The following is an 18,025-nucleotide window of genomic DNA, read 5'->3' as shown; positions in this document are numbered from 1 at the left end:
GTGTTCGGACGTCGTCGCAAGAAGAGCGAAGAGCCTGAGGGCACCTCGGACGAGTTCGAGACGGAACAGGAGCAGGACGCCCGTGACGAACCGGCCGACGCCGCGGAGGCCGACGAGGCCGCGTCGGACGAGACCAGGGTCAAGCTGCCCCCGGCGCCCCGCCCCGACGGCCCCTGGGACAGCGACGAGGTCAGCGACCCCGGCTCCGGCAGGGTGGACCTCGGCGGCCTGTTCATCCCCGGTGTCGAGGGCATGGAGCTGCGGGTCGAGGTCGCGGGTGACGCGATCGTCGCCGCGACCGTCGTGCTCCAGGACAGCGCCGTGCAGCTCCAGGCCTTCGCCGCGCCCAAGCGTGAGGGCATCTGGGACGAGGTGCGTGAGGAGATCGCTTCGGGCATCACCCAGCAGGGCGGGGTCATCGACGCGGTCGACGGCCCGCTGGGCTGGGAGCTGCGGGCACAGGTGCCGGTGCAGCTGCCCGACGGCACGGGCGGGGTGCAGGTCGTGCGCTTCGTCGGCGTGGACGGCCCGCGCTGGTTCCTGCGCGGTGTGATCTCCGGCCAGGGCGCCGTGCAGCCGGAGGCCGCGGGCGTGCTGGAGCAGATCTTCCGCGACGCCGTGGTGGTGCGCGGTGAGGGCCCGATGGCGCCCCGTGACCCGATCGTCCTCAAGCTGCCGCAGGACGCGCAGATGGTCCCTGACGGGGTGCAGCAGGAGACGGTCGAGGAGGGCTCCCGCTTCGCGGGTGGCCTCGACAAGCTCCAGCGCGGTCCGGAGATCTCCGAGGTGCGCTGACCCCCTCCACCTGTCGTTCGACGGCGGCCGGCCCCCGCAAAGGGCGCCGGCCGCCGTCGTGTGCGGGTCCGGTTCCCCCTGACACCTCGCCCCCGGCGCGCACTGGAGCCTCTCCCTGCGCGCACCGGCGCTTCTCTCCGCGCGGCTCTGTATGGGCGCGCCCCAGTGCTTCCGTGTGCGCCGTCCCGGCGGCTCCGTATGGGGCTCGTCAAGAGCGTGCGGGGGCGCGTATGAGGGGTGTCAACGGAGCCGGTGTACGCCCCGAACAGGGGTTTGTCTGAGTGGGTCAGCACGTACCGACTCACCTAGGAGCACGCGATGGCCGATCTGGCCTTCGTCGCCGCCACCCTCGCCGTCTTCGCACTGGTGGCCCTCATCGCCAGGGGGGTGGACAGGCTGTGAGTTCCCTGAGTCAACCTCTATGCCGCCAGAGCCGCCTCGGGATCGGTTTTGATCTTGTTGTTGGCTCGGTGGGTGTCGGGGTCGTAGCAGGTTCCGTCGCGCCAGCAGGCCCACATCACACGCAGCCACGCGCGGGCGAGGATGCGGGCGGCGTGGGGATGGCGCTTGCGGTCCGCTCGCGCGTTGTTGTAGATCTTCGCTGCCCAGTCGCTGGCGTGTCGGCTGTTGTCGGCGTAGCCGACGATGGCCAGTCGGGCACGGCGGTTGGCCGCGTGGCGGAAGCTCACCACGCGGGACTTGCCCGACGCCCGGGTCACGGGAACGGCACCGGTCTCGGCGATGAACTGCTCGCTGGTGCGGGAGCGTTCCAGGATCGGGCCGATCTCGCCGATGATCTGCCCCAGGTTGATCGTGCCGATCCGGGGCATGGTCGCGAGGAGCGGCGCGTAGGGGTGCAAGGCGACGGCGTCGGCGATGGCCGAGTCCAGCACCCGGATCGTCGCCCTGATGCTCTTGACCAGCTGGACCTGGACCCGGACGAGCTGCTCGATCACGCTCTCACCGAGCCGGGAAGCCGGCTGAGGAGCGGAGCGAAGGCGTTCGATGAGGACGCTGCCGGGCCGCTTGCCGGTGTAGCTGTGGCGCTTGCACCAGGCTTCCAGCCGTCCGGCGGTGAGCTTGGCGGCCGAGGCCGGTGTCGGGCAGCGGTCCAGGAACGCCAGGGCGATGTCGCTGTCGAGGCTGGAGAAGACGGCCTTGCCGCCGGGCCAGTGCATGTCCAGCAGTGCGGCGAGCTGGTTGACGGCTGCGATGCGGGCCGCGACGTGGTCGGCCCGCTGCCGGGTCAGGGCCTGCAGCTCCATCGTGGCCTGCTCGGTCGGCTCAAGACGGGGCAGGAAGTGCCCGTCGGTGCGCAGGTAGTCGGCGAGCTTGAGGCTGTCGCCCGCGTCGGTCTTGGCCTTGGATGCGCCCCAGCGCGGGCGCATCGCATGGAAGGCGTTCGGGTGCACCGGCACGACCGGGTGGCCGGCCTGGAGCAGTCGGTCCACGACCAGGCCGCGGGTGGTCTCGATGGCTACCGGCAGGTCCGCCGGGCTGCCGTGCTTCGCGAGCTTGGCCAGCGTCCTGGCGATGCCTTCCTCGGTGTGCGCGAACTCCCAGCGGGCCACGCGTGCGCCGGTGTTGTCCATGACCGTCACGTCGTGGGTCTCGGTCGCCCAGTCCCATCCGATGTACACGAAAGAAGTACTCCTGTGTCGTGCGCGGAGCACCTGCCCGGTGGTGAGGACGTCTGCCGGGAGCTCATTAATCGGCCCTCTGCGGGGCGTGTCCCTGATGCCGATCAGACGGCCTCGGCCCGGCGGGGCTGGCACAACTCACAGTGGCCATCGAATGGCTCGCGCCACAAGCCATGCACCCGCCGGGACCGAGAGGTCACAACCCTACCGAAGAGGGCTGCAGAAGGGATGGTCCTCTAATGAGCGCCGAGAACGCCGTGGGACTGGTCGTGGCCGTCTCCCTGCTGGGCTACCTCGTCGCGGCCCTCCTCTTCCCGGAGAGGTTCTGAGCACCGAGATGAGCCCGATCCTCGCCACCGCACTGCAACTGCTCGCGCTCGTCGGAGCGCTCGCCCTGGTCCACCGGCCGTTCGGCGACTACATGGCCGCCGTCTACACCTCGCCCAGGCACCTGCGTATCGAGCGGTGCCTCTACCGCTGCGTCGGCGTCGACCCCGACGCGCGGCTGCGCCCGGCCGCGTACCTGCGCGCGGTGCTGGCCTTCTCCGCCGCCGGGGTGCTGCTCCTCTACGCGCTCCAGCGCCTCCAGGACAAGCTGCCGCTCTCGCTCGGCTTCGAGGCGATCGACCCCGACCAGGCGTTCAACACCGCCGCCTCGTTCGTCTCCAACACCAACTGGCAGTCCTACGCGGGCGAGTCCGCCATGGGACACTTGGTGCAGCTGACCGGCCTCGCGGTGCAGAACTTCGTCTCCGCCGCCGTGGGCATGGCCGTCGCCGTCGCCGTCGTACGCGGATTCGTCCACCGTTCCGCTCGGTCCCGGGAGGGGGCCGCCCGCGCCCACGAGGGAGCCGCCCGCTCCGGCGAGTTGGGCAACTTCTGGACCGACCTGGTACGCGGCGTCGTCCGCATCCTGCTGCCCGTCGCCTTCGTCAGCGCGCTCGCGCTGGTGGCCACCGGTGTGGTGCAAAACCTCGCCGGAGCGCACGAGGTGCACACCCTCTCCGGTGCGACGCAGCACATACCGGGCGGGCCCGTCGCCTCGCAGGAGGCCATCAAGGAGCTGGGAACCAACGGCGGCGGATTCTTCAACGCCAACTCCGCGCATCCCTTCGAGAACCCGAGCGGCCTCAGCGACCTGCTGGAGGTCTTCCTCATCCTCGTCATCCCGTTCTCGCTCACCCGCACCTTCGGCACCATGGCAGGCAACGTGCGCCAGGGGTACGCCCTCCTCGGCGCGATGGGCGTCCTGTGGCTCGGTGCCGTCCTGGCCGTCACCGCCTCGGAGTTCGCGCACCCGGGCACCGCCGCGCAAGCGGCCGGCGGCGCCATGGAGGGCAAGGAACAGCGGTTCGGCGAGGGCGCTTCCGCGCTGTTCGCGGCGTCGACGACGATGACCTCGACGGGTGCCGTCAACGCCTTCCACGACTCGTTCACGGCGCTCGGCGGCGGCGCGACGCTGCTGGGCATGATGCTCGGCGAGATCGCCCCGGGCGGCGTGGGGTCCGGGCTCTACGGCATGCTGGTCATGGCCGTCGTCGCCGTCTTCCTCGCCGGGCTCATGGTCGGGCGCACCCCCGAGTACCTGGGCAAGAAGATCGGGACCCGTGAGATCACCTGCGCGGCCTGCTCCTTCCTGGTCACCCCGGCCCTGGTGCTGAGCGGCACCGCGCTGGCCATGGCGCTGCCCGACGGCGAGGAAGCCATGACCAACATCGGCGCGCACGGCTTCACCGAGGTGCTGTACGCCTACACTTCCGCCGCGAACAACAACGGCAGCGCCTTCGCCGGGCTCGGCGCCGACACCCCCTTCTTCAACACCACGCTGGGCCTGTGCATGCTGCTGGGCCGGTTCCTGCCCATGGTGTTCGCGCTGGCCCTGGCCGGATCGCTGGCCCGCCGGGCTCCGGCGCCCGCGACGGCCGGCACCCTGCGCACCGAAAAACCCCTCTTCTCCGGCATGCTGGTCGGCTCCGTGCTGATCGTCACCGGGCTCACCTTCTTCCCGGCCCTCGCTCTGGGGCCGCTCGCGGAGGGACTCTCCTGATGAGTACGACAACCCGCGTCCGCCCCCCGCAGACCCCCGCGGCGCCCGGCACGGCCGAGGCCGCTGCCCCGCCCGGTGGCCCGGCAGGCGGTGGGCTGTCCGATCCGCGCCTGCTGGTGCGCGCGCTCCCGGTGGCGCTGCGCAAGCTGGACCCGCGGACGATGGCCAAGGCGCCCGTGATGTTCGTGGTCGAGGTCGGTTCGGTGGTCACCACCGTGCTCGCCGTCCGCCACCCGGGCGAGTGGTTCGGCTGGGTCGTCACCTGCTGGCTCTGGCTGACCGTGTTGTTCGCCAACCTCGCCGAGGCCGTCGCCGAGGGGCGCGGCAAGGCCCAGGCGGACTCCCTGCGCAGGACCAGGACCGAGAGCGTCGCCCGGCGGCTGACCGAGGAGGGCGGCGAGGAGACGGTGTCCGGAGCCGCGCTGCGCGTGGGTGACCGCGTCGTCTGCGAGGCCGGGGACGTGATCCCCGGGGACGGCGACGTGGTCGAGGGGGTCGCCTCCGTCGACGAGTCCGCCATCACGGGCGAGTCGGCCCCGGTCATCCGCGAGTCGGGCGGCGACCGCTGTGCCGTGACGGGCGGCACCAGTGTGCTCTCCGACCGCATCGTCGTGGCGATCACCACCAGGCCGGGCGAGAGCTTCATCGACCGGATGATCTCGCTGGTGGAGGGTGCGGCCCGGCGCAAGACGCCGAACGAGACAGCGCTCGGCATCCTGCTGGCCTCGCTCACCGTGGTCTTTCTCCTCGCCGTCGTCACGCTCCAGCCGTTCGCGCGCTACGCGGGGGCCGAACAGTCCCTCACGGTGCTGACCGCGCTGCTGGTCTGCCTCATCCCCACCACCATCGGGGCGCTGCTGTCGGCCATCGGCATCGCCGGTATGGACCGGCTGGTGCGCCGCAACGTGCTGGCCACCTCGGGGCGCGCCGTGGAGGCCGCGGGGGACGTGTCCACACTGCTGCTCGACAAGACCGGCACCATCACGTTCGGCGACCGCCGCGCCACCGCCTTCGTCCCCGTCGGCGGTGCGACCGAAGCGGCACTGGCCGAGGCCGCTCATCTGGGTTCGCTCGCCGACGAGACCCCCGAAGGCCGCTCCGTCGTCGCCCTGGCCGAGGAGCGCCACGGGCTGCGCGGCAGCCACGAGGGCGGGCTGAAGGGCGCCGTCTGGGTGCCGTTCACCGCCCGGACCCGGATGTCGGGCGTCGACCTCGAAGGGCAGGACGGCCGCCTCGTACGGGTACGCAAGGGCGCTGCCTCCGCCGTCCGCGCCTGGGTCGAACAGTGCGCCGGGGGAGCCGGGGGCGCCCGGGGCGCCGGAGACGAGGTGGACCGCGTGGTGCGGGAGGTCGCCGAGGCCGGCGGCACCCCACTGGTCGTCGGCGTCGAGGACGCGCACGGCGCGCGGGTGCTCGGCGTCGTCCACCTCAAGGACGTCGTCAAGGACGGCATGCGCGCACGCTTCACCGAGCTGCGCGGCATGGGCATCAGGACCGTCATGATCACCGGCGACAATCCGCTGACCGCCCGGGCCATCGCAGGGGAGGCGGGCGTCGACGACTTCCTCGCCGAGGCCACACCCGAGGACAAGATGGCGTTCATCCGCCGCGAACAGTCCTCGGGGCGGCTCGTGGCCATGACGGGCGACGGCACCAACGACGCGCCCGCGCTCGCCCAGGCCGACGTCGGAGTCGCCATGAACACCGGGACCTCCGCCGCCAAGGAGGCCGCGAACATGGTGGATCTCGACTCCGATCCCACCAAACTCATCGAGATCGTGGCGATCGGCAAGCAACTGCTGATCACCCGCGGGGCGCTGACGACGTTCTCCCTCGCCAACGACGTCGCCAAGTACTTCGCCATCATCCCGGCGATGTTCGCCACCGCTTACCCGGGGCTGGACGCGCTCAACCTGATGCGGCTTGCCTCACCGCAGTCGGCGATCCTCTCCGCGGTCATCTTCAACGCTCTGATCATCGTCGCCCTCGTCCCGCTCGCCCTGCGCGGTGTGCGGTACAGGCCGCTGAGCGCCGCTGGCATGCTGCGGCGCAACCTCGCCGTCTACGGGGCGGGCGGGCTCGTCGCCCCCTTCGTCGGCATCAAACTGATCGACCTGCTGCTGAGTGCCATCCCGGGAGTGAACTGACATGACGGCCACCCTCTCCCCGCGCAGGACGGGAAGGCTCGCGTGGGCCGCGTGCCGTGCGCTGCTCGTCCTGACCGTCGTCTGCGGACTCCTCTACCCCCTGGCCGTGACGGGTATCGCCCAGGCCGCCTTCCCCGACCGGGCCGACGGCACCCCCGTACGCGCGGACGGAAGGGACGTCGGTTCCGCGCTCGTCGGCCAGCGCTGGAGTGGCCGCGAATGGTTCCACGGCAGGCCCTCGCACTCCGACTACGACCCGCGCGCCACCGGCTCCGGGCAGCTGGGGGCGAGCGACCCGCGGCTGGTGCGGACGGTGCGCGAAAACCGGCAGGCGGTCGCCGACTACAACGGCGTGCCCACCGCCGCCGTCCCGCCCGACGCCGTCACCGGCTCAGGATCCGCGATCGACCCCGATGTCTCACCGGAGTACGCGCGCATTCAGACCTCCCGTGTCGCGCGGGCCAACCATCTGACCAAGGGCGCCGTCCGGGAACTGGTGGACGCGCACACGGAGGGCCGCGACCTCGGCTTCCTGGGCGAGCCGCGGGTGAACGTGCTGAAGCTGAACGTGGCGGTGCGGAAGGCGGCGGCCGCCGCTCGCTGAGCCGGCCTCGCCCCTTGCCACCCGCCCCGAACCCCCGCATACTGACGCGCGACCAGCCGACCCCCACGCCCCGAACCCACACGCACAGGTGACGCGTTGACACACCCCATGGTCGAGCTCACAGAGGTGCACCGCACCTATGGTCGCGGCCCGACCGCCGTGCACGCGCTGCGCGGCGTCTCCCTCACCGTCGCGCGCGGTGAACTGGTCGCCGTCAGGGGCCGTTCGGGCTCGGGCAAGACGACGCTGCTCAACCTGGTGGGCGGCCTGGACGCGCCCGACGGGGGGCGGATCGCCCTGGACGGCACCGATCTGGCGACGCTCGGCGAGAGCGAGAACCTGGCGCTGCGCCGCGACCGAATCGGTTTCGTCTTCCAGTCCTTCGCCCTGCTGCCCGTCCTCACGGCTGCGGAGAACGTCGGCGTCCCGATGCGGATGCGCAGGCTGCCGGTGGCCGAACGCGAGGAACGCGTCGCGCTGCTGCTCGCCATGGTCGGGCTCGCCGACCACGCCAGGCAGCGCCCCGAAGAGCTGTCGGGAGGCCAGCAGCAGCGGGTGGCCATCGCCCGCGCGCTGGCGAACCGCCCTGCGCTGCTGCTGGCCGACGAGCCCACGGGCCAGCTCGACGCCGAGACCGGGCACGCCGTGATGGAACTGCTGCGCGCCGTCGTCCGCGGCGAGGGTGAGGACAGCGAACCCGTCACCGCCCTGGTGGCCACCCACGACGCGACCCTGCTGGACCTCGCCGACCGGGTGGTCGAGCTGGCCGACGGCACCCTGAAGGACCAGTCCCGTGCGGCGGCGTCCGACCCGTCGCGGGCCGTACCCAGGCCCGGTGGTGCGGGCTCAGGCCCCACGATCCTTACGGAACCCTGACGCCGTAGCCGACACGCGGAGGAGGGGAAGACGGCGGCAGCGGTGACAATGGGGGCATGTCGTTGGGAGCCCAGCCGCACCGGGGTCAGCTGCGGGTCTTTCTCGGGGCGGCGCCCGGGGTCGGCAAGACCTACGCCGTACTGGCCGAGGCGCACCGCCGCGTGGAGCGGGGGACCGACGTGGTGGTCGGATTCGTCGAGCACCACGACAGGTCGCGCACCGAGGCGCTGCTGCACGGCCTCGAACAGGTGCCGCGCCACACCCTGACCCACCGTGACGCCCAGCTCACCGAGATGGACACGGACGCGGTGCTGGCCCGCCGCCCCGCCGTCGCCGTGGTGGACGAGCTGGCGCACACCAACGTGCCCGGGTCGCGCAACGCGAAGCGCTGGCAGGACATCGAGGAGCTGCTGGCCGCCGGTATCGACGTGGTCTCCACCGTCAACATCCAGCACCTGGAGTCCCTCGGCGACGTCGTGGAGTCGATCACCGGGGTGCGGCAGCGCGAGACCGTGCCCGACGAGGTGGTGCGGCGCGCCGACCAGATCGAGCTGGTGGACATGTCGCCGCAGGCCCTGCGGCGCCGCATGGCGCACGGCAACGTCTACGCGCCGGACAAGGTCGACGCCGCGCTCTCCAACTACTTCCGCCCCGGCAACCTGACCGCGCTGCGCGAACTGGCGCTGCTGTGGACCGCCGACCGGGTCGACGAGTACCTCCAGCAGTACCGCTCCGAGCACCGCATACGCTCCACCTGGCAGGCCCGCGAACGCATCGTCGTCGGACTCACGGGCGGGCCCGAGGGCCGCACCCTCATCCGGCGCGCGGCCCGCATGGCGGCCAAGGGCTCGGGCAGTGAGATCCTTGCCGTGCACATCTCCCGTGCCGACGGCCTCACCTCCGCCTCGCCCAAGGAGCTGGCCGTCCAGCGCTCGCTCGTCGAGGACCTGGGCGGCACCTACCACCACGTCATTGGGGACGACATCCCCCCGGCGCTGCTGGAGTTCGCACGGGGCGTCAACGCCACCCAGATCGTGCTCGGCTCCTCGCGCCGCAAGACCTGGCAGTACGTCTTCGGGCCCGGTGTGGGCGCGACCGTGGCGCGGGACTCGGGCCCGGACCTGGACGTGCACATCGTCACCCACGAGGAGGTCGCCAGGGGCCGGGGGCTGCCGGTGTCGCGGGCGGCACGGCTGGGCCGGGCCCGGGTCGTCGCGGGATGGCTGACCGCGTTCGGCGCCCCCGCGCTGCTGGCCCTCCTCATGCTGGCCTTCGAACCGGACGTCGGCTTCGCCAACGACGTCCTGCTCTTCCTGGTGCTGACGGTGACCGCGGGGATGGTGGGCGGGCTGTTGCCCGCGCTGGTCTCGGCCGCCGTCTGCTCGGCGCTGCTCAACTACTTCTTCACCGATCCGGTCCACACCTGGACCATCAGCAGCGGCCGCAACATCGTCTCGCTGGCCGTCTTCTTCGGAGTGGCCGCCGCCGTCGCCTCGGTGGTGGACCTGGCGGCCCGCCGCACCCAGCAGGCCGCCAGGCTGCGCGCCGAGTCGGAGATCCTCTCCGTGCTGGCGGGCAGCGTTCTGCGCGGCGAGGCGCAGCAGGAGCACGGCGGCCCTGGGCCGAGCCTGGACGCGCTGTTGGAAAGGGTGCGCGAGACGTTCGCCATGGACTGCGTGGCCCTGCTGGAGCGGGCCGACGAACGGGCACCGTGGACGTGCGCGGGCAGTGTCGGCGCGGTCGCCGGCGGCGAGCCGCCGGCCGGCCCCGAGGACGGCGACACGGACATGCCGGTCGGCGACCACATGATGCTCGTGCTCTCAGGCCGGGTGCTGCCGGCCGAGGACCGCAGGGTGCTCGCCGCCTTCGCCGCGCAGGCCGTCGGCGTCCTCGACCGGCAGCGGCTGCTGGGCGAGGCCGAACAGGCGCGCGAGCTGGCGGAGGGCAACCGCATCCGCACCGCGCTGCTGGCCGCCGTCAGCCACGACCTGCGCACCCCGCTGGCCGCCATCAAGGCGTCCGTCTCCTCGCTGCGCTCCGACGACGTGCAGTGGTCCGACGAGGACGAGGCGGAGCTGCTGGGCGCCATCGAGGAGGGCGCCGACAAGCTGGACAACCTCGTCGGCAACCTGCTGGACATGTCCCGCCTGCACACCGGCACGGTGCGCCCCCTCATCAAGGACATCAGCCTCGAAGAGGTCGTCCCCAAGGCGCTGGGCGGCGTTCCCGAGGGCAGCGTCAGGCTCGCCGTGGCCGAGGCGCTGCCGCTGGTCGCGGTCGATCCAGGGCTGCTGGAGCGGACCGTGGCCAACCTGGTGGAGAACGCGGTCAAGTACAGCCCCGACGGCAAGAAAGTGCTGATCAAGGCGAGCGCGCTGGCAGACCGGGTGGAGGTACGGGTCACCGACCGCGGCCCGGGCGTCCCCGACAGCGACAAGGACCGCATCTTCGAGCCGTTCCAGCGCTACGGGGACGCGCCGGGCGGCGCGGGAGTGGGCCTCGGCCTCGCCGTCGCCCGCGGCTTCGCCGAGGCGATGGGCGGCAGCCTGGAGGCCGAGGACACCCCGGGCGGCGGGATGACCATGGTGCTCACGCTCCGCGCGGCACACGGCCGCGCCCCCGCACGCCCCCGCACGCCCGCGCACGCCGCGCCCGGCCACGCCGCACAGCGCACCGGTGCGCCGCTCCAGCCGCCGCGCTCCGGCACAGCGCCCCACCACCCGCGCTCCGGGGCACGGCAGCAGCCGCAACGCTCCGGATTCTGAGCGCCACAACGGAAAACCGAGAGGAAGCAAGCATGCACCGGGTGCTCGTGGTCGACGACGAGCCGCAGATCGTCCGCGCCCTCGTGATCAACCTCAAGGCACGCAAGTACGAGGTGGACGCCGCGCACGACGCCGCGACCGCGCTGCGCATGGCCGCCGACCGCCACCCCGACGTCGTCATCCTCGACCTGGGCCTGCCCGACATGGACGGCGTGGATGTCATCCGCGGCATCCGCGGCTGGACCCGCATACCGATCCTTGTCCTGTCCGCCCGCCAGACCAGCGACGAGAAGGTCGAGGCGCTCGACGCGGGCGCCGACGACTACGTCACCAAGCCGTTCGGCATGGACGAACTGCTGGCCCGGCTGCGGGCCGCCGTGCGCAGATCCGAGCCGCCCGCCGGGATGCCCGAGGGCTCGGGCGTCATCGAGACCGCGACCTTCACGGTGGACCTGGCCGCGAAGAAGGTGCGGCGCGACGGCGGCGACGTGCGGCTCACGCCCACCGAGTGGCACCTGCTGGAGGCGCTGGTCCGCAGCCCGGGCCGGCTGGTGAGCCAGAAGCAGCTGCTGCGGGAGGTCTGGGGCCCCTCCTACGGCACCGAGACCAACTACCTGCGCGTCTACATGGCACAGCTGCGCCGCAAACTGGAGACCGACCCCGCGCACCCGCGGCACTTCGTGACGGAGGCGGGGATGGGGTACAGGTTCGAGAAATAGCGGGGGTTCCCGGCGGGTACCCTGGCGGTTATGACTGGCGCCACCCGAGAGCAGCGGGGAACGGGAAGCGGGCGCTTCCGACGCTTCCTCGAACGGCTCTCCTCCTCCGAGGAGGACCTGCGCTCCGCCGAACTGCGTGAGGAAGCCGAGGACACCGGCTGCACGCGGATTGCCGAGTGCAGCGACCGCGACATGGTGCGGGTGACCGGTACGCTGCGCACCGTGACTCTGCGGCCGCGCGCCGGGGTGCCCACGTTGGAGGCCGAGCTGTTCGACGGCTCGGCGCCACTGGACGTCGTCTGGCTGGGCCGCCGCTCCATCGCGGGCATCGAGCCGGGCCGCAAGCTGATCGTCTGGGGACGGATCACCACCAGCCACGGCCGTCCCGTGATGTTCAACCCCAAGTACGAGTTGCGACCACTCGGACAGGAGTAGCGGGTGACCCCTCCCGACAAGCAGACGGACGCGGCCGGTCCGGCCGTCGAGCCCGGCGCGACCGGCACCGGCGACGAGCGGCCGGCCGACGCGGGCGCCTCGCGGGCCGAAGGCGGCTCGCAGGCCGTGACGGAGGCCGCGCTGTTCGAGGCGTTCGGCGGGGTGCGGGGGCTGGTCGAGACGACCGTCCCCGGCCTGGTCTTCATCGCGATGTTCACGGTGAACAAGGACCTCCACACCGCGGCCATCACCGCGTTGGTGATCTCCGGTGTGATGGTCGTCGTCCGGCTGCTGCGCAGGGACACCGTCAAACACGCGTTCAGCGGGATCTTCGGCGTCGGCTTCGGCGTGCTGTTCGCGATGATGACCGGCAACGCCAAGGACTTCTACCTGCCGGGCATGCTCTACACGCTCGGCCTGGCGCTCGGCTACATCGTCACGTCACTGGCGGGCGTGCCCCTGCTCGGGCTGGTGCTCGGTCCTGTGTTCAAGGAGAACCTCTCCTGGCGCAAGCGCAACCCCGGCCGCAAGAAGGCCTACACGAAGGCCAGCTACGCCTGGGGCTTCATCCTGCTCGGCAAGTCGGCCGTGCTCTTCCCGCTCTACTTCTGGGGCGAGACCACCCAGTTCGGCTGGGTCACGGTCGTGCTGAAGATCCCGCCGTTCCTGCTGGCCGTCTACCTCACGTGGATCTTCCTGGCGAAGGCGCCCCCGCCGATCAACGTCATCGCCGAGATGGAGGCCGAGGAGGAGGCCGCCAAGGCCGAGAAGGCCGCGGCGAAGGCCGCCACGGCCGAGGCCGGCACCCCGGGCCGCCACCGCCGCTGATCCCCAGCTCACCTTCCGCGGCTCGCCCACCGCCTGCCTGCCGTCGGCTCTCCCGGCGCCGTACGGCTCCTGGGGCCCGGTGGGACGGGCGACGGCCTTAACGGGCGAGCACCCTCGCGTCGTACGGGCACAGACACGCGCCCTCTCGCCGTACGGGCAGAGGCACGCGCTCTCGCGTCGCACCGGCAGCGGCGCGCTACGAGCGGGCCGAGAGCAGCTCCTCCAGCTGCTCCTCGCGCGCGGGCGCGGCCACGAAGAGGAGCTCGTCGCCCACTTCCAGCGCGTCGTCCCGGTCGGGGGTGAGCACCCGGTTGCCCCTGATGACGGTGACCAGCGAGGTGTCCTCCGGCCAGTTGACGTCACCGACCCGCACGCCGGCCAGCGTGGACTCCGGCGGCAGCGTCAGCTCGACCAGGTTGGCGTCGCCCTGCGAGAACCGCATCAGCCGCACCAGATCGCCGACGCTGACGGCCTCCTCGACGAGCGCCGACATCAGACGCGGCGTCGAGACGGCGACGTCCACGCCCCACGACTCGTTGAACAGCCACTCGTTCTTCGGGTTGTTGACGCGGGCCACGACACGCGGGACGCCGTACTCCGTCTTGGCCAGCAGCGAGACGACCAGATTCACCTTGTCGTCGCCGGTCGCGGCGATCACCGTGTGGCAGCGCTCCAGTGCGGCCTCGTCGAGCGAGGTGATCTCGCACGCGTCCGCCAGCAGCCACTCCGCCTGGGGCACCCGCTCGACCGAGATCGCCGTCGGCGCCTTGTCGATCAGCAGGACCTCGTGCCCGTTCTCCAGCAGCTCACCCGCGATGGACCGGCCGACAGCGCCCGCCCCCGCAATAGCGACCCTCATGCCGCTTTCCCCTTGTTCGCTTCGCTCACGATTCCGGTCCTACGGCAAAAACTTCTTCGACTCGGGCGACGTCCCCGCAGCGCATCATCACATGCACGAGGTCGCCCTCTTGCAGCACCGTCTGCGGGGTGGGCAGCACGGCCTCACCCAGGCGGGTGAGAAAGGCGATACGCACCCCCGCGTCGTCCTGGAGCCTGCTCACCCGCTGGCCGACCCACGCAGGCGAGGTGTGCACCTCCGCGAGCTGCACCGCACCGCTGGGGTCCCGCCACAGCGGCTCGGAGCCCGAGGGCAGCAGCCGGCGCAGCATCTGGTCGGCGGTCCACCGCACGGTCGCCACCGTCGGGATGCCCAGGCGCTGGTAGACCTCCGCGCGCCGGGGGTCGTAGATGCGGGCGGCCACATGGTCTGTGCCGAACATCTCACGTGCGACGCGAGCGGCGATGATGTTGGAGTTGTCGCCGCTGCTGACCGCGGCGAAGGCCCCGGCCTCCTCTATCCCGGCCTCTCGCAGGGTGTCCTGGTCGAAGCCGATGCCGGTGACCCTGCGGCCGCCGAAGCCCGAGCCGAGGCGCCGGAAGGCGGTGGGGTCCCGGTCGATGACCGCCACCGTGTGGCCCTGTTGCTCCAGGGTCTGCGCGAGCTCCGCTCCCACGCGTCCGCAGCCCATGATCACAATGTGCAACGCCCGTCCCTTCGTCCCGTACAGCGGGCCGTCTCAGCATCGCACGACCGACCGCATACGATCCTCTGCGTGTCCAGGATGACCGACGTACCGAAACGACTTCTGCTCGGGAGGGCGCTCCGCAGCGACAGGCTCGGCGAGACGCTGCTTCCCAAGCGTGTCGCCCTCCCCGTCTTCGCCTCGGACCCGCTCTCCTCGGTCGCCTATGCCCCGGGCGAGGTACTGCTGGTCCTCTCGGTCGCCGGGGTGTCCGCCTACCACTTCAGCCCGTGGATCGCCGTGGCGGTCGTCGTCCTGATGTTCACGGTGGTGGCCTCCTACCGGCAAAACGTCCGCGCCTACCCGAGCGGCGGCGGCGACTACGAGGTGGCGACCACCAACCTCGGACGCAGAGCGGGTCTGACCGTCGCCAGCGCACTGCTGGTCGACTACGTGCTAACCGTCGCCGTCTCCATCTCCTCCGGAGTGGAGAACCTCGGCTCGGCCATCCCCTTCGTCGTCGAACACAAGACCTTCTGCGCGGTCGCGGTCATCGTGCTGCTGACGCTGATGAACCTGCGCGGGGTACGCGAGTCAGGCAAGCTGTTCGCCGTCCCCACCTACTGCTTCGTCGTCGGCGTCTTCGCCCTGATCATCTGGGGCCTGGTGCGGGGAGTCCTGCTGGGCGACGACATGCGCGCCCCCACGGCCGACTACGAGATCCACACCGAGCAGCACGGCATCGCCGGGTTCGCGCTGGCGTTCCTGCTGCTGCGCGCCTTCTCCTCCGGCTGCGCGGCGCTCACCGGCGTCGAGGCCATCAGCAACGGCGTGCCCGCGTTCCGCAAGCCCAAGTCGCGGAACGCGGCGACCACCCTCGCCCTGATGGGCGGGCTCGCCGTCACCATGTTCTGCGGCATCATCGCGTTCGCCATGGTCACCGGCGTGAAGATGGCGGAGAACCCCGCCAAGGACCTGCTGATCGACGGGCACCCGGCAGGCGATGGCTACACTCAGAACCCGGTGATCTCCCAGGTCGCGGCCGCGGTCTTCGGCGACGGAACGGCCCCCTTCGTCTTCCTCGCCGCCGCCACCGCGCTGGTGCTGTTCCTGGCGGCCAACACCGCCTACAACGGCTTCCCGCTGCTCGGCTCGATCCTCGCCCAGGACCGCTACCTGCCGCGTCAGCTGCACACCAGGGGCGACCGGCTCGCCTTCTCCAACGGCATCGTGCTGCTGGCCGGAGCCGCCGCGATACTCGTGGTGGTCTACGAGGCCGACTCCACCCGGCTGATCCAGCTCTACATCGTGGGCGTCTTCGTCTCCTTCACCCTCAGCCAGACCGGCATGGTCCGGCACTGGAACCGGCTGCTGACCACCGAGAGCGACCCGGCCCGCCGCCGCCACATGCACCGCTCCCGCGCCATCAACGCCTTCGGCGCGTTCCTGACCGGACTGGTGCTCGTGGTGGTGCTGGTGACCAAGTTCACCCACGGTGCCTGGGTCTCGCTGGTGGGCATGGCGCTCTTCTTCGCCGTGATGTCCGCCATCCGCCGCCACTACGACCGGATCTCCGAGGAACTGGCGGCCGACGAGACGGCCGAACCGCAACTGCGCCCCGCGCGGGTTCACTCGTTCGTGCTCGTCTCCAAGATCCACCGGCCCACGCTGCGCGCCCTGCGCTACGCCAAGCTGATGCGCTCCGACACCCTCGAGGCCGTCACCGTCAACGTCGACCACGACGAGACGGAACTGCTGCGCCGCGAGTGGGAGGAGAGCGACATCGACATCCCGCTCACCATCCTCGACTCGCCCTACCGCGAGATCTCGCGCCCCGTCATCGACTACGTCAAACGCCTCCGCCAGGAACAGCCCCGCGACGTCGTCAGCGTCTTCATCCCCGAGTACGTGGTCGGCCACTGGTACGAACACCTGCTCCACAACCAGAGCGCACTGCGGCTCAAGGGCAGGCTGCTGTTCACCCCCGGCGTGATGGTGACTTCCGTCCCCTACCAGCTGGAGTCCTCCGAGGTCGCGAAGAAGCGGGCCCGCAGGCGCGAGCAGTGGAACGCCCCGGGCGCGGTGCGGCGCGGCCCGGTGATCCCGCCCCGGAAGTCCGGCAGAGACGGCGGCGGCCCCGAGGGCAGTGCGGGGAGTCTGACCCGGCAGCGCGGCAAGTAGACTCGGCGGCTGCGGCGCAGGCGGCGTGCCTCCCGCTCACCTCGCCCACCAGGGGCGAACCCGACGTCTGTGGAGTCACCCCCTCATGCCCGAAACCAGCGCGTCCGACAGCGCGTCCGAGCACGTAGCTCCCTCCCTGGTGGGGGAGGAGTACGAGGTCGAGGTCGGCCCGGTGGCACACGGCGGCCACTGCGTCGCCCGCACGGAGAGCGGCCAGGTGCTCTTCGTACGGCACACACTGCCGGGCGAGCGGGTCGTCGCACAGGTGACCGAGGGGCGTGCCGACTCCCGCTTCCTGCGGGCGGACGCGGTAGAGATCCTCGAACCGGCCAAAGACCGCATCGAGGCCCCCTGCCCCTTCTCGGGCCCAGGACGCTGCGGCGGCTGCGACTGGCAGCACGTCAAGCCGGGCGCGCAGCGACGCCTCAAGGCCGACGTGCTGACCGAACAACTCCAGCGGCTGGCCGGCCTGACCCCCGAGGACGTCTCCTGGGACGGCACCGTCGAACCGGCCCCCGGCGACAAGGTCGCCCCCGGCGAGGTCCCCGCCTGGCGCACCCGCGTGCACTACACCATCGACGCCGACGGCCACCCCGGACTGCTCAAGCACCGCTCGCACGAAGTGCAGCGCATCGACCACTGCCTGATCGCGGCCCCCGGCGTCGACGAACTGGGCATCGAGGCCCGCGAGTGGCCCACCCTCGCCTCCGTCGACGCCATCGCCGCCACCGGATCCGCCGACCGCCAGGTCGTCCTCACCCCCCGCCCCGGCGGGCGCCTCCCGCTGGTCGAACTCGACCGCGAGGTCTCCGTCCTCCGCGTCGGCGAGAAGGACCGCGCCGTCCACCGCGTACACGGCCGCGACTTCGTCCGCGAACGCGCCGACGACCGCACCTGGCGCGTCGGCGAGGGCGGCTTCTGGCAGGTGCACCCGCAGGCCGCCGACCTCCTCGTCGACGCCGTGATGCGCGGCCTCACCCCCCGCAAGGGCGAGATGGCCCTCGACCTGTACTGCGGCGTCGGCCTGTTCGCCGGCGCGCTCGCCGACCGCGTCGGCGAACGCGGGGCCGTACTCGGCATCGAGTCCGGCAAACGCGCGGTCGCCGACGCCCGCAAGAACCTCGCCGACTTCCCGCGCGTCCGCGTCGAGCACGGCAAAGTCGACAAGGTGCTACCCCGCACCGGCATCACCGAGGCCGACCTCGTCGTCCTCGACCCACCCCGCGCGGGCGCCGGCAAATCCCTCGTCGAGCGCATCGCCTCCCTCGCCCCCCGCCGCATCGCCTACGTCGCCTGCGACCCCGCGGCCCTGGCCCGCGACCTCGCCTACTTCTCCACCACGGGCTACCGCCCCCGCTTCCTGAGAGCGTTCGACCTGTTCCCGATGACGCAGCACGTGGAGTGCGTGGCAATTTTGGAGCCTGCCGAGAAGGGGTCCTGACCTGCGCATTTCTTGGCCGGGTGG

General features: G+C 71.6%; 15 protein-coding genes. 12 read left to right on the top strand and 3 right to left on the bottom strand.

The window, feature by feature from the left end:
• Positions 1-795 carry a DUF3710 domain-containing protein gene (locus tag DTL70_RS01520; RefSeq protein WP_114019990.1) on the top strand — a complete coding sequence of 265 codons (795 nt, stop codon included), beginning with the start codon at positions 1-3 and terminating at the stop codon, positions 793-795.
• A gap of 419 nt (positions 796-1,214) precedes the next feature.
• Here the strand turns inward: DTL70_RS01520 and DTL70_RS01515 are convergent, their stop codons facing one another.
• Positions 1,215-2,435: an IS110 family RNA-guided transposase gene (locus tag DTL70_RS01515; protein ID WP_114019989.1), complete on the bottom strand. Its 1,221-nt coding sequence runs from the start codon at positions 2,433-2,435 to the stop codon at positions 1,215-1,217.
• Between the two features lie 239 nt (positions 2,436-2,674).
• Here DTL70_RS01515 and kdpF point away from each other — a divergent pair, with 239 nt between their 5' ends.
• The 9 genes from kdpF to DTL70_RS01470 all read left to right on the top strand — a co-directional run bounded on the left by kdpF (position 2,675) and on the right by DTL70_RS01470 (position 12,856).
• Positions 2,675-2,764: a K(+)-transporting ATPase subunit F gene (gene kdpF / locus DTL70_RS01510; protein WP_114019988.1), complete on the top strand. Its 90-nt coding sequence runs from the start codon at positions 2,675-2,677 to the stop codon at positions 2,762-2,764.
• Positions 2,765-2,772: 8 nt separating this feature from the next.
• Positions 2,773-4,482 carry a potassium-transporting ATPase subunit KdpA gene (gene kdpA, locus DTL70_RS01505; RefSeq protein WP_114019987.1) on the top strand — a complete coding sequence of 570 codons (1,710 nt, stop codon included), beginning with the start codon at positions 2,773-2,775 and terminating at the stop codon, positions 4,480-4,482.
• Positions 4,482-6,629 (top strand): potassium-transporting ATPase subunit KdpB, encoded by a 2,148-nt coding sequence (gene kdpB / locus DTL70_RS01500; RefSeq protein WP_114019986.1) that lies wholly within the window; start codon positions 4,482-4,484, stop codon positions 6,627-6,629. Before kdpA ends, kdpB begins: the two co-directional genes overlap by 1 nt.
• Position 6,630: 1 nt before the next feature.
• A complete protein-coding gene (gene kdpC / locus DTL70_RS01495; protein WP_114019985.1) occupies positions 6,631-7,233 on the top strand; it encodes a potassium-transporting ATPase subunit KdpC in 603 nt (200 codons plus the stop codon).
• 108 nt (positions 7,234-7,341) lie between these two features.
• Positions 7,342-8,109 (top strand): ABC transporter ATP-binding protein, encoded by a 768-nt coding sequence (locus tag DTL70_RS01490; RefSeq protein ID WP_114019984.1) that lies wholly within the window; start codon positions 7,342-7,344, stop codon positions 8,107-8,109.
• 56 nt (positions 8,110-8,165) lie between these two features.
• On the top strand, positions 8,166-10,874 hold the full coding sequence (locus tag DTL70_RS01485) for a sensor histidine kinase (RefSeq protein ID WP_114019983.1): 2,709 nt from the start codon (positions 8,166-8,168) through the stop codon (positions 10,872-10,874).
• A gap of 32 nt (positions 10,875-10,906) precedes the next feature.
• Positions 10,907-11,593, top strand: coding sequence for a response regulator (locus tag DTL70_RS01480; protein WP_114019982.1), 687 nt, complete (start codon positions 10,907-10,909; stop codon positions 11,591-11,593).
• Positions 11,594-11,623: 30 nt separating this feature from the next.
• Entirely contained in the window at positions 11,624-12,028 is a 405-nt protein-coding gene (locus tag DTL70_RS01475; RefSeq protein ID WP_114019981.1) for an OB-fold nucleic acid binding domain-containing protein, read from the top strand.
• A 3-nt stretch (positions 12,029-12,031) separates the two neighbouring features.
• Positions 12,032-12,856, top strand: coding sequence for a DUF3159 domain-containing protein (locus DTL70_RS01470; protein WP_181860730.1), 825 nt, complete (start codon positions 12,032-12,034; stop codon positions 12,854-12,856).
• A 196-nt stretch (positions 12,857-13,052) separates the two neighbouring features.
• Here DTL70_RS01470 and DTL70_RS01465 read toward each other — a convergent pair whose 3' ends face one another.
• Both DTL70_RS01465 and DTL70_RS01460 read right to left on the bottom strand, forming a co-directional pair.
• Complete coding sequence (locus DTL70_RS01465; RefSeq protein ID WP_114019980.1) at positions 13,053-13,715, bottom strand: potassium channel family protein; 663 nt, start codon at positions 13,713-13,715, stop codon at positions 13,053-13,055.
• A gap of 25 nt (positions 13,716-13,740) precedes the next feature.
• A complete protein-coding gene (locus DTL70_RS01460; protein ID WP_114019979.1) occupies positions 13,741-14,400 on the bottom strand; it encodes a potassium channel family protein in 660 nt (219 codons plus the stop codon).
• A gap of 69 nt (positions 14,401-14,469) precedes the next feature.
• Here DTL70_RS01460 and DTL70_RS01455 point away from each other — a divergent pair, with 69 nt between their 5' ends.
• Both DTL70_RS01455 and DTL70_RS01450 read left to right on the top strand, forming a co-directional pair.
• A complete protein-coding gene (locus tag DTL70_RS01455; RefSeq protein ID WP_114019978.1) occupies positions 14,470-16,560 on the top strand; it encodes an APC family permease in 2,091 nt (696 codons plus the stop codon).
• An 85-nt stretch (positions 16,561-16,645) separates the two neighbouring features.
• Positions 16,646-18,001: a class I SAM-dependent RNA methyltransferase gene (locus DTL70_RS01450; RefSeq protein ID WP_114019977.1), complete on the top strand. Its 1,356-nt coding sequence runs from the start codon at positions 16,646-16,648 to the stop codon at positions 17,999-18,001.
• Positions 18,002-18,025 lie beyond the last annotated feature (24 nt).

Origin of the sequence: Streptomyces diacarni (assembly GCF_003323715.1) — a bacterium.
Taxonomy (GTDB): Bacteria; Actinomycetota; Actinomycetes; order Streptomycetales; family Streptomycetaceae; genus Streptomyces; species Streptomyces diacarni.
The sequence above is the reverse complement of the archived record's forward strand: the minus strand, read 5'-3'. Positions and strand labels throughout refer to the sequence as shown.

Excerpts from the sequence above, each read along its gene's own strand:
- kdpF (WP_114019988.1), top strand. The coding sequence starts at position 2,675 with ATGAGCGCCGAGAACGCCGTGGGACTGGTCGTGGCCGTCTCCCTGCTG.
- kdpA (WP_114019987.1), top strand. The coding sequence starts at position 2,773 with ATGAGCCCGATCCTCGCCACCGCACTGCAACTGCTCGCGCTCGTCGGA.
- kdpB (WP_114019986.1), top strand. The coding sequence starts at position 4,482 with ATGAGTACGACAACCCGCGTCCGCCCCCCGCAGACCCCCGCGGCGCCC.
- kdpC (WP_114019985.1), top strand. The coding sequence starts at position 6,631 with ATGACGGCCACCCTCTCCCCGCGCAGGACGGGAAGGCTCGCGTGGGCC.
- DTL70_RS01490 (WP_114019984.1), top strand. The coding sequence starts at position 7,342 with ATGGTCGAGCTCACAGAGGTGCACCGCACCTATGGTCGCGGCCCGACC.
- DTL70_RS01485 (WP_114019983.1), top strand. The coding sequence starts at position 8,166 with ATGTCGTTGGGAGCCCAGCCGCACCGGGGTCAGCTGCGGGTCTTTCTC.
- DTL70_RS01480 (WP_114019982.1), top strand. The coding sequence starts at position 10,907 with ATGCACCGGGTGCTCGTGGTCGACGACGAGCCGCAGATCGTCCGCGCC.
- DTL70_RS01475 (WP_114019981.1), top strand. The coding sequence starts at position 11,624 with ATGACTGGCGCCACCCGAGAGCAGCGGGGAACGGGAAGCGGGCGCTTC.
- DTL70_RS01465 (WP_114019980.1), bottom strand. The coding sequence starts at position 13,715 with ATGAGGGTCGCTATTGCGGGGGCGGGCGCTGTCGGCCGGTCCATCGCG.
- DTL70_RS01450 (WP_114019977.1), top strand. The coding sequence starts at position 16,646 with ATGCCCGAAACCAGCGCGTCCGACAGCGCGTCCGAGCACGTAGCTCCC.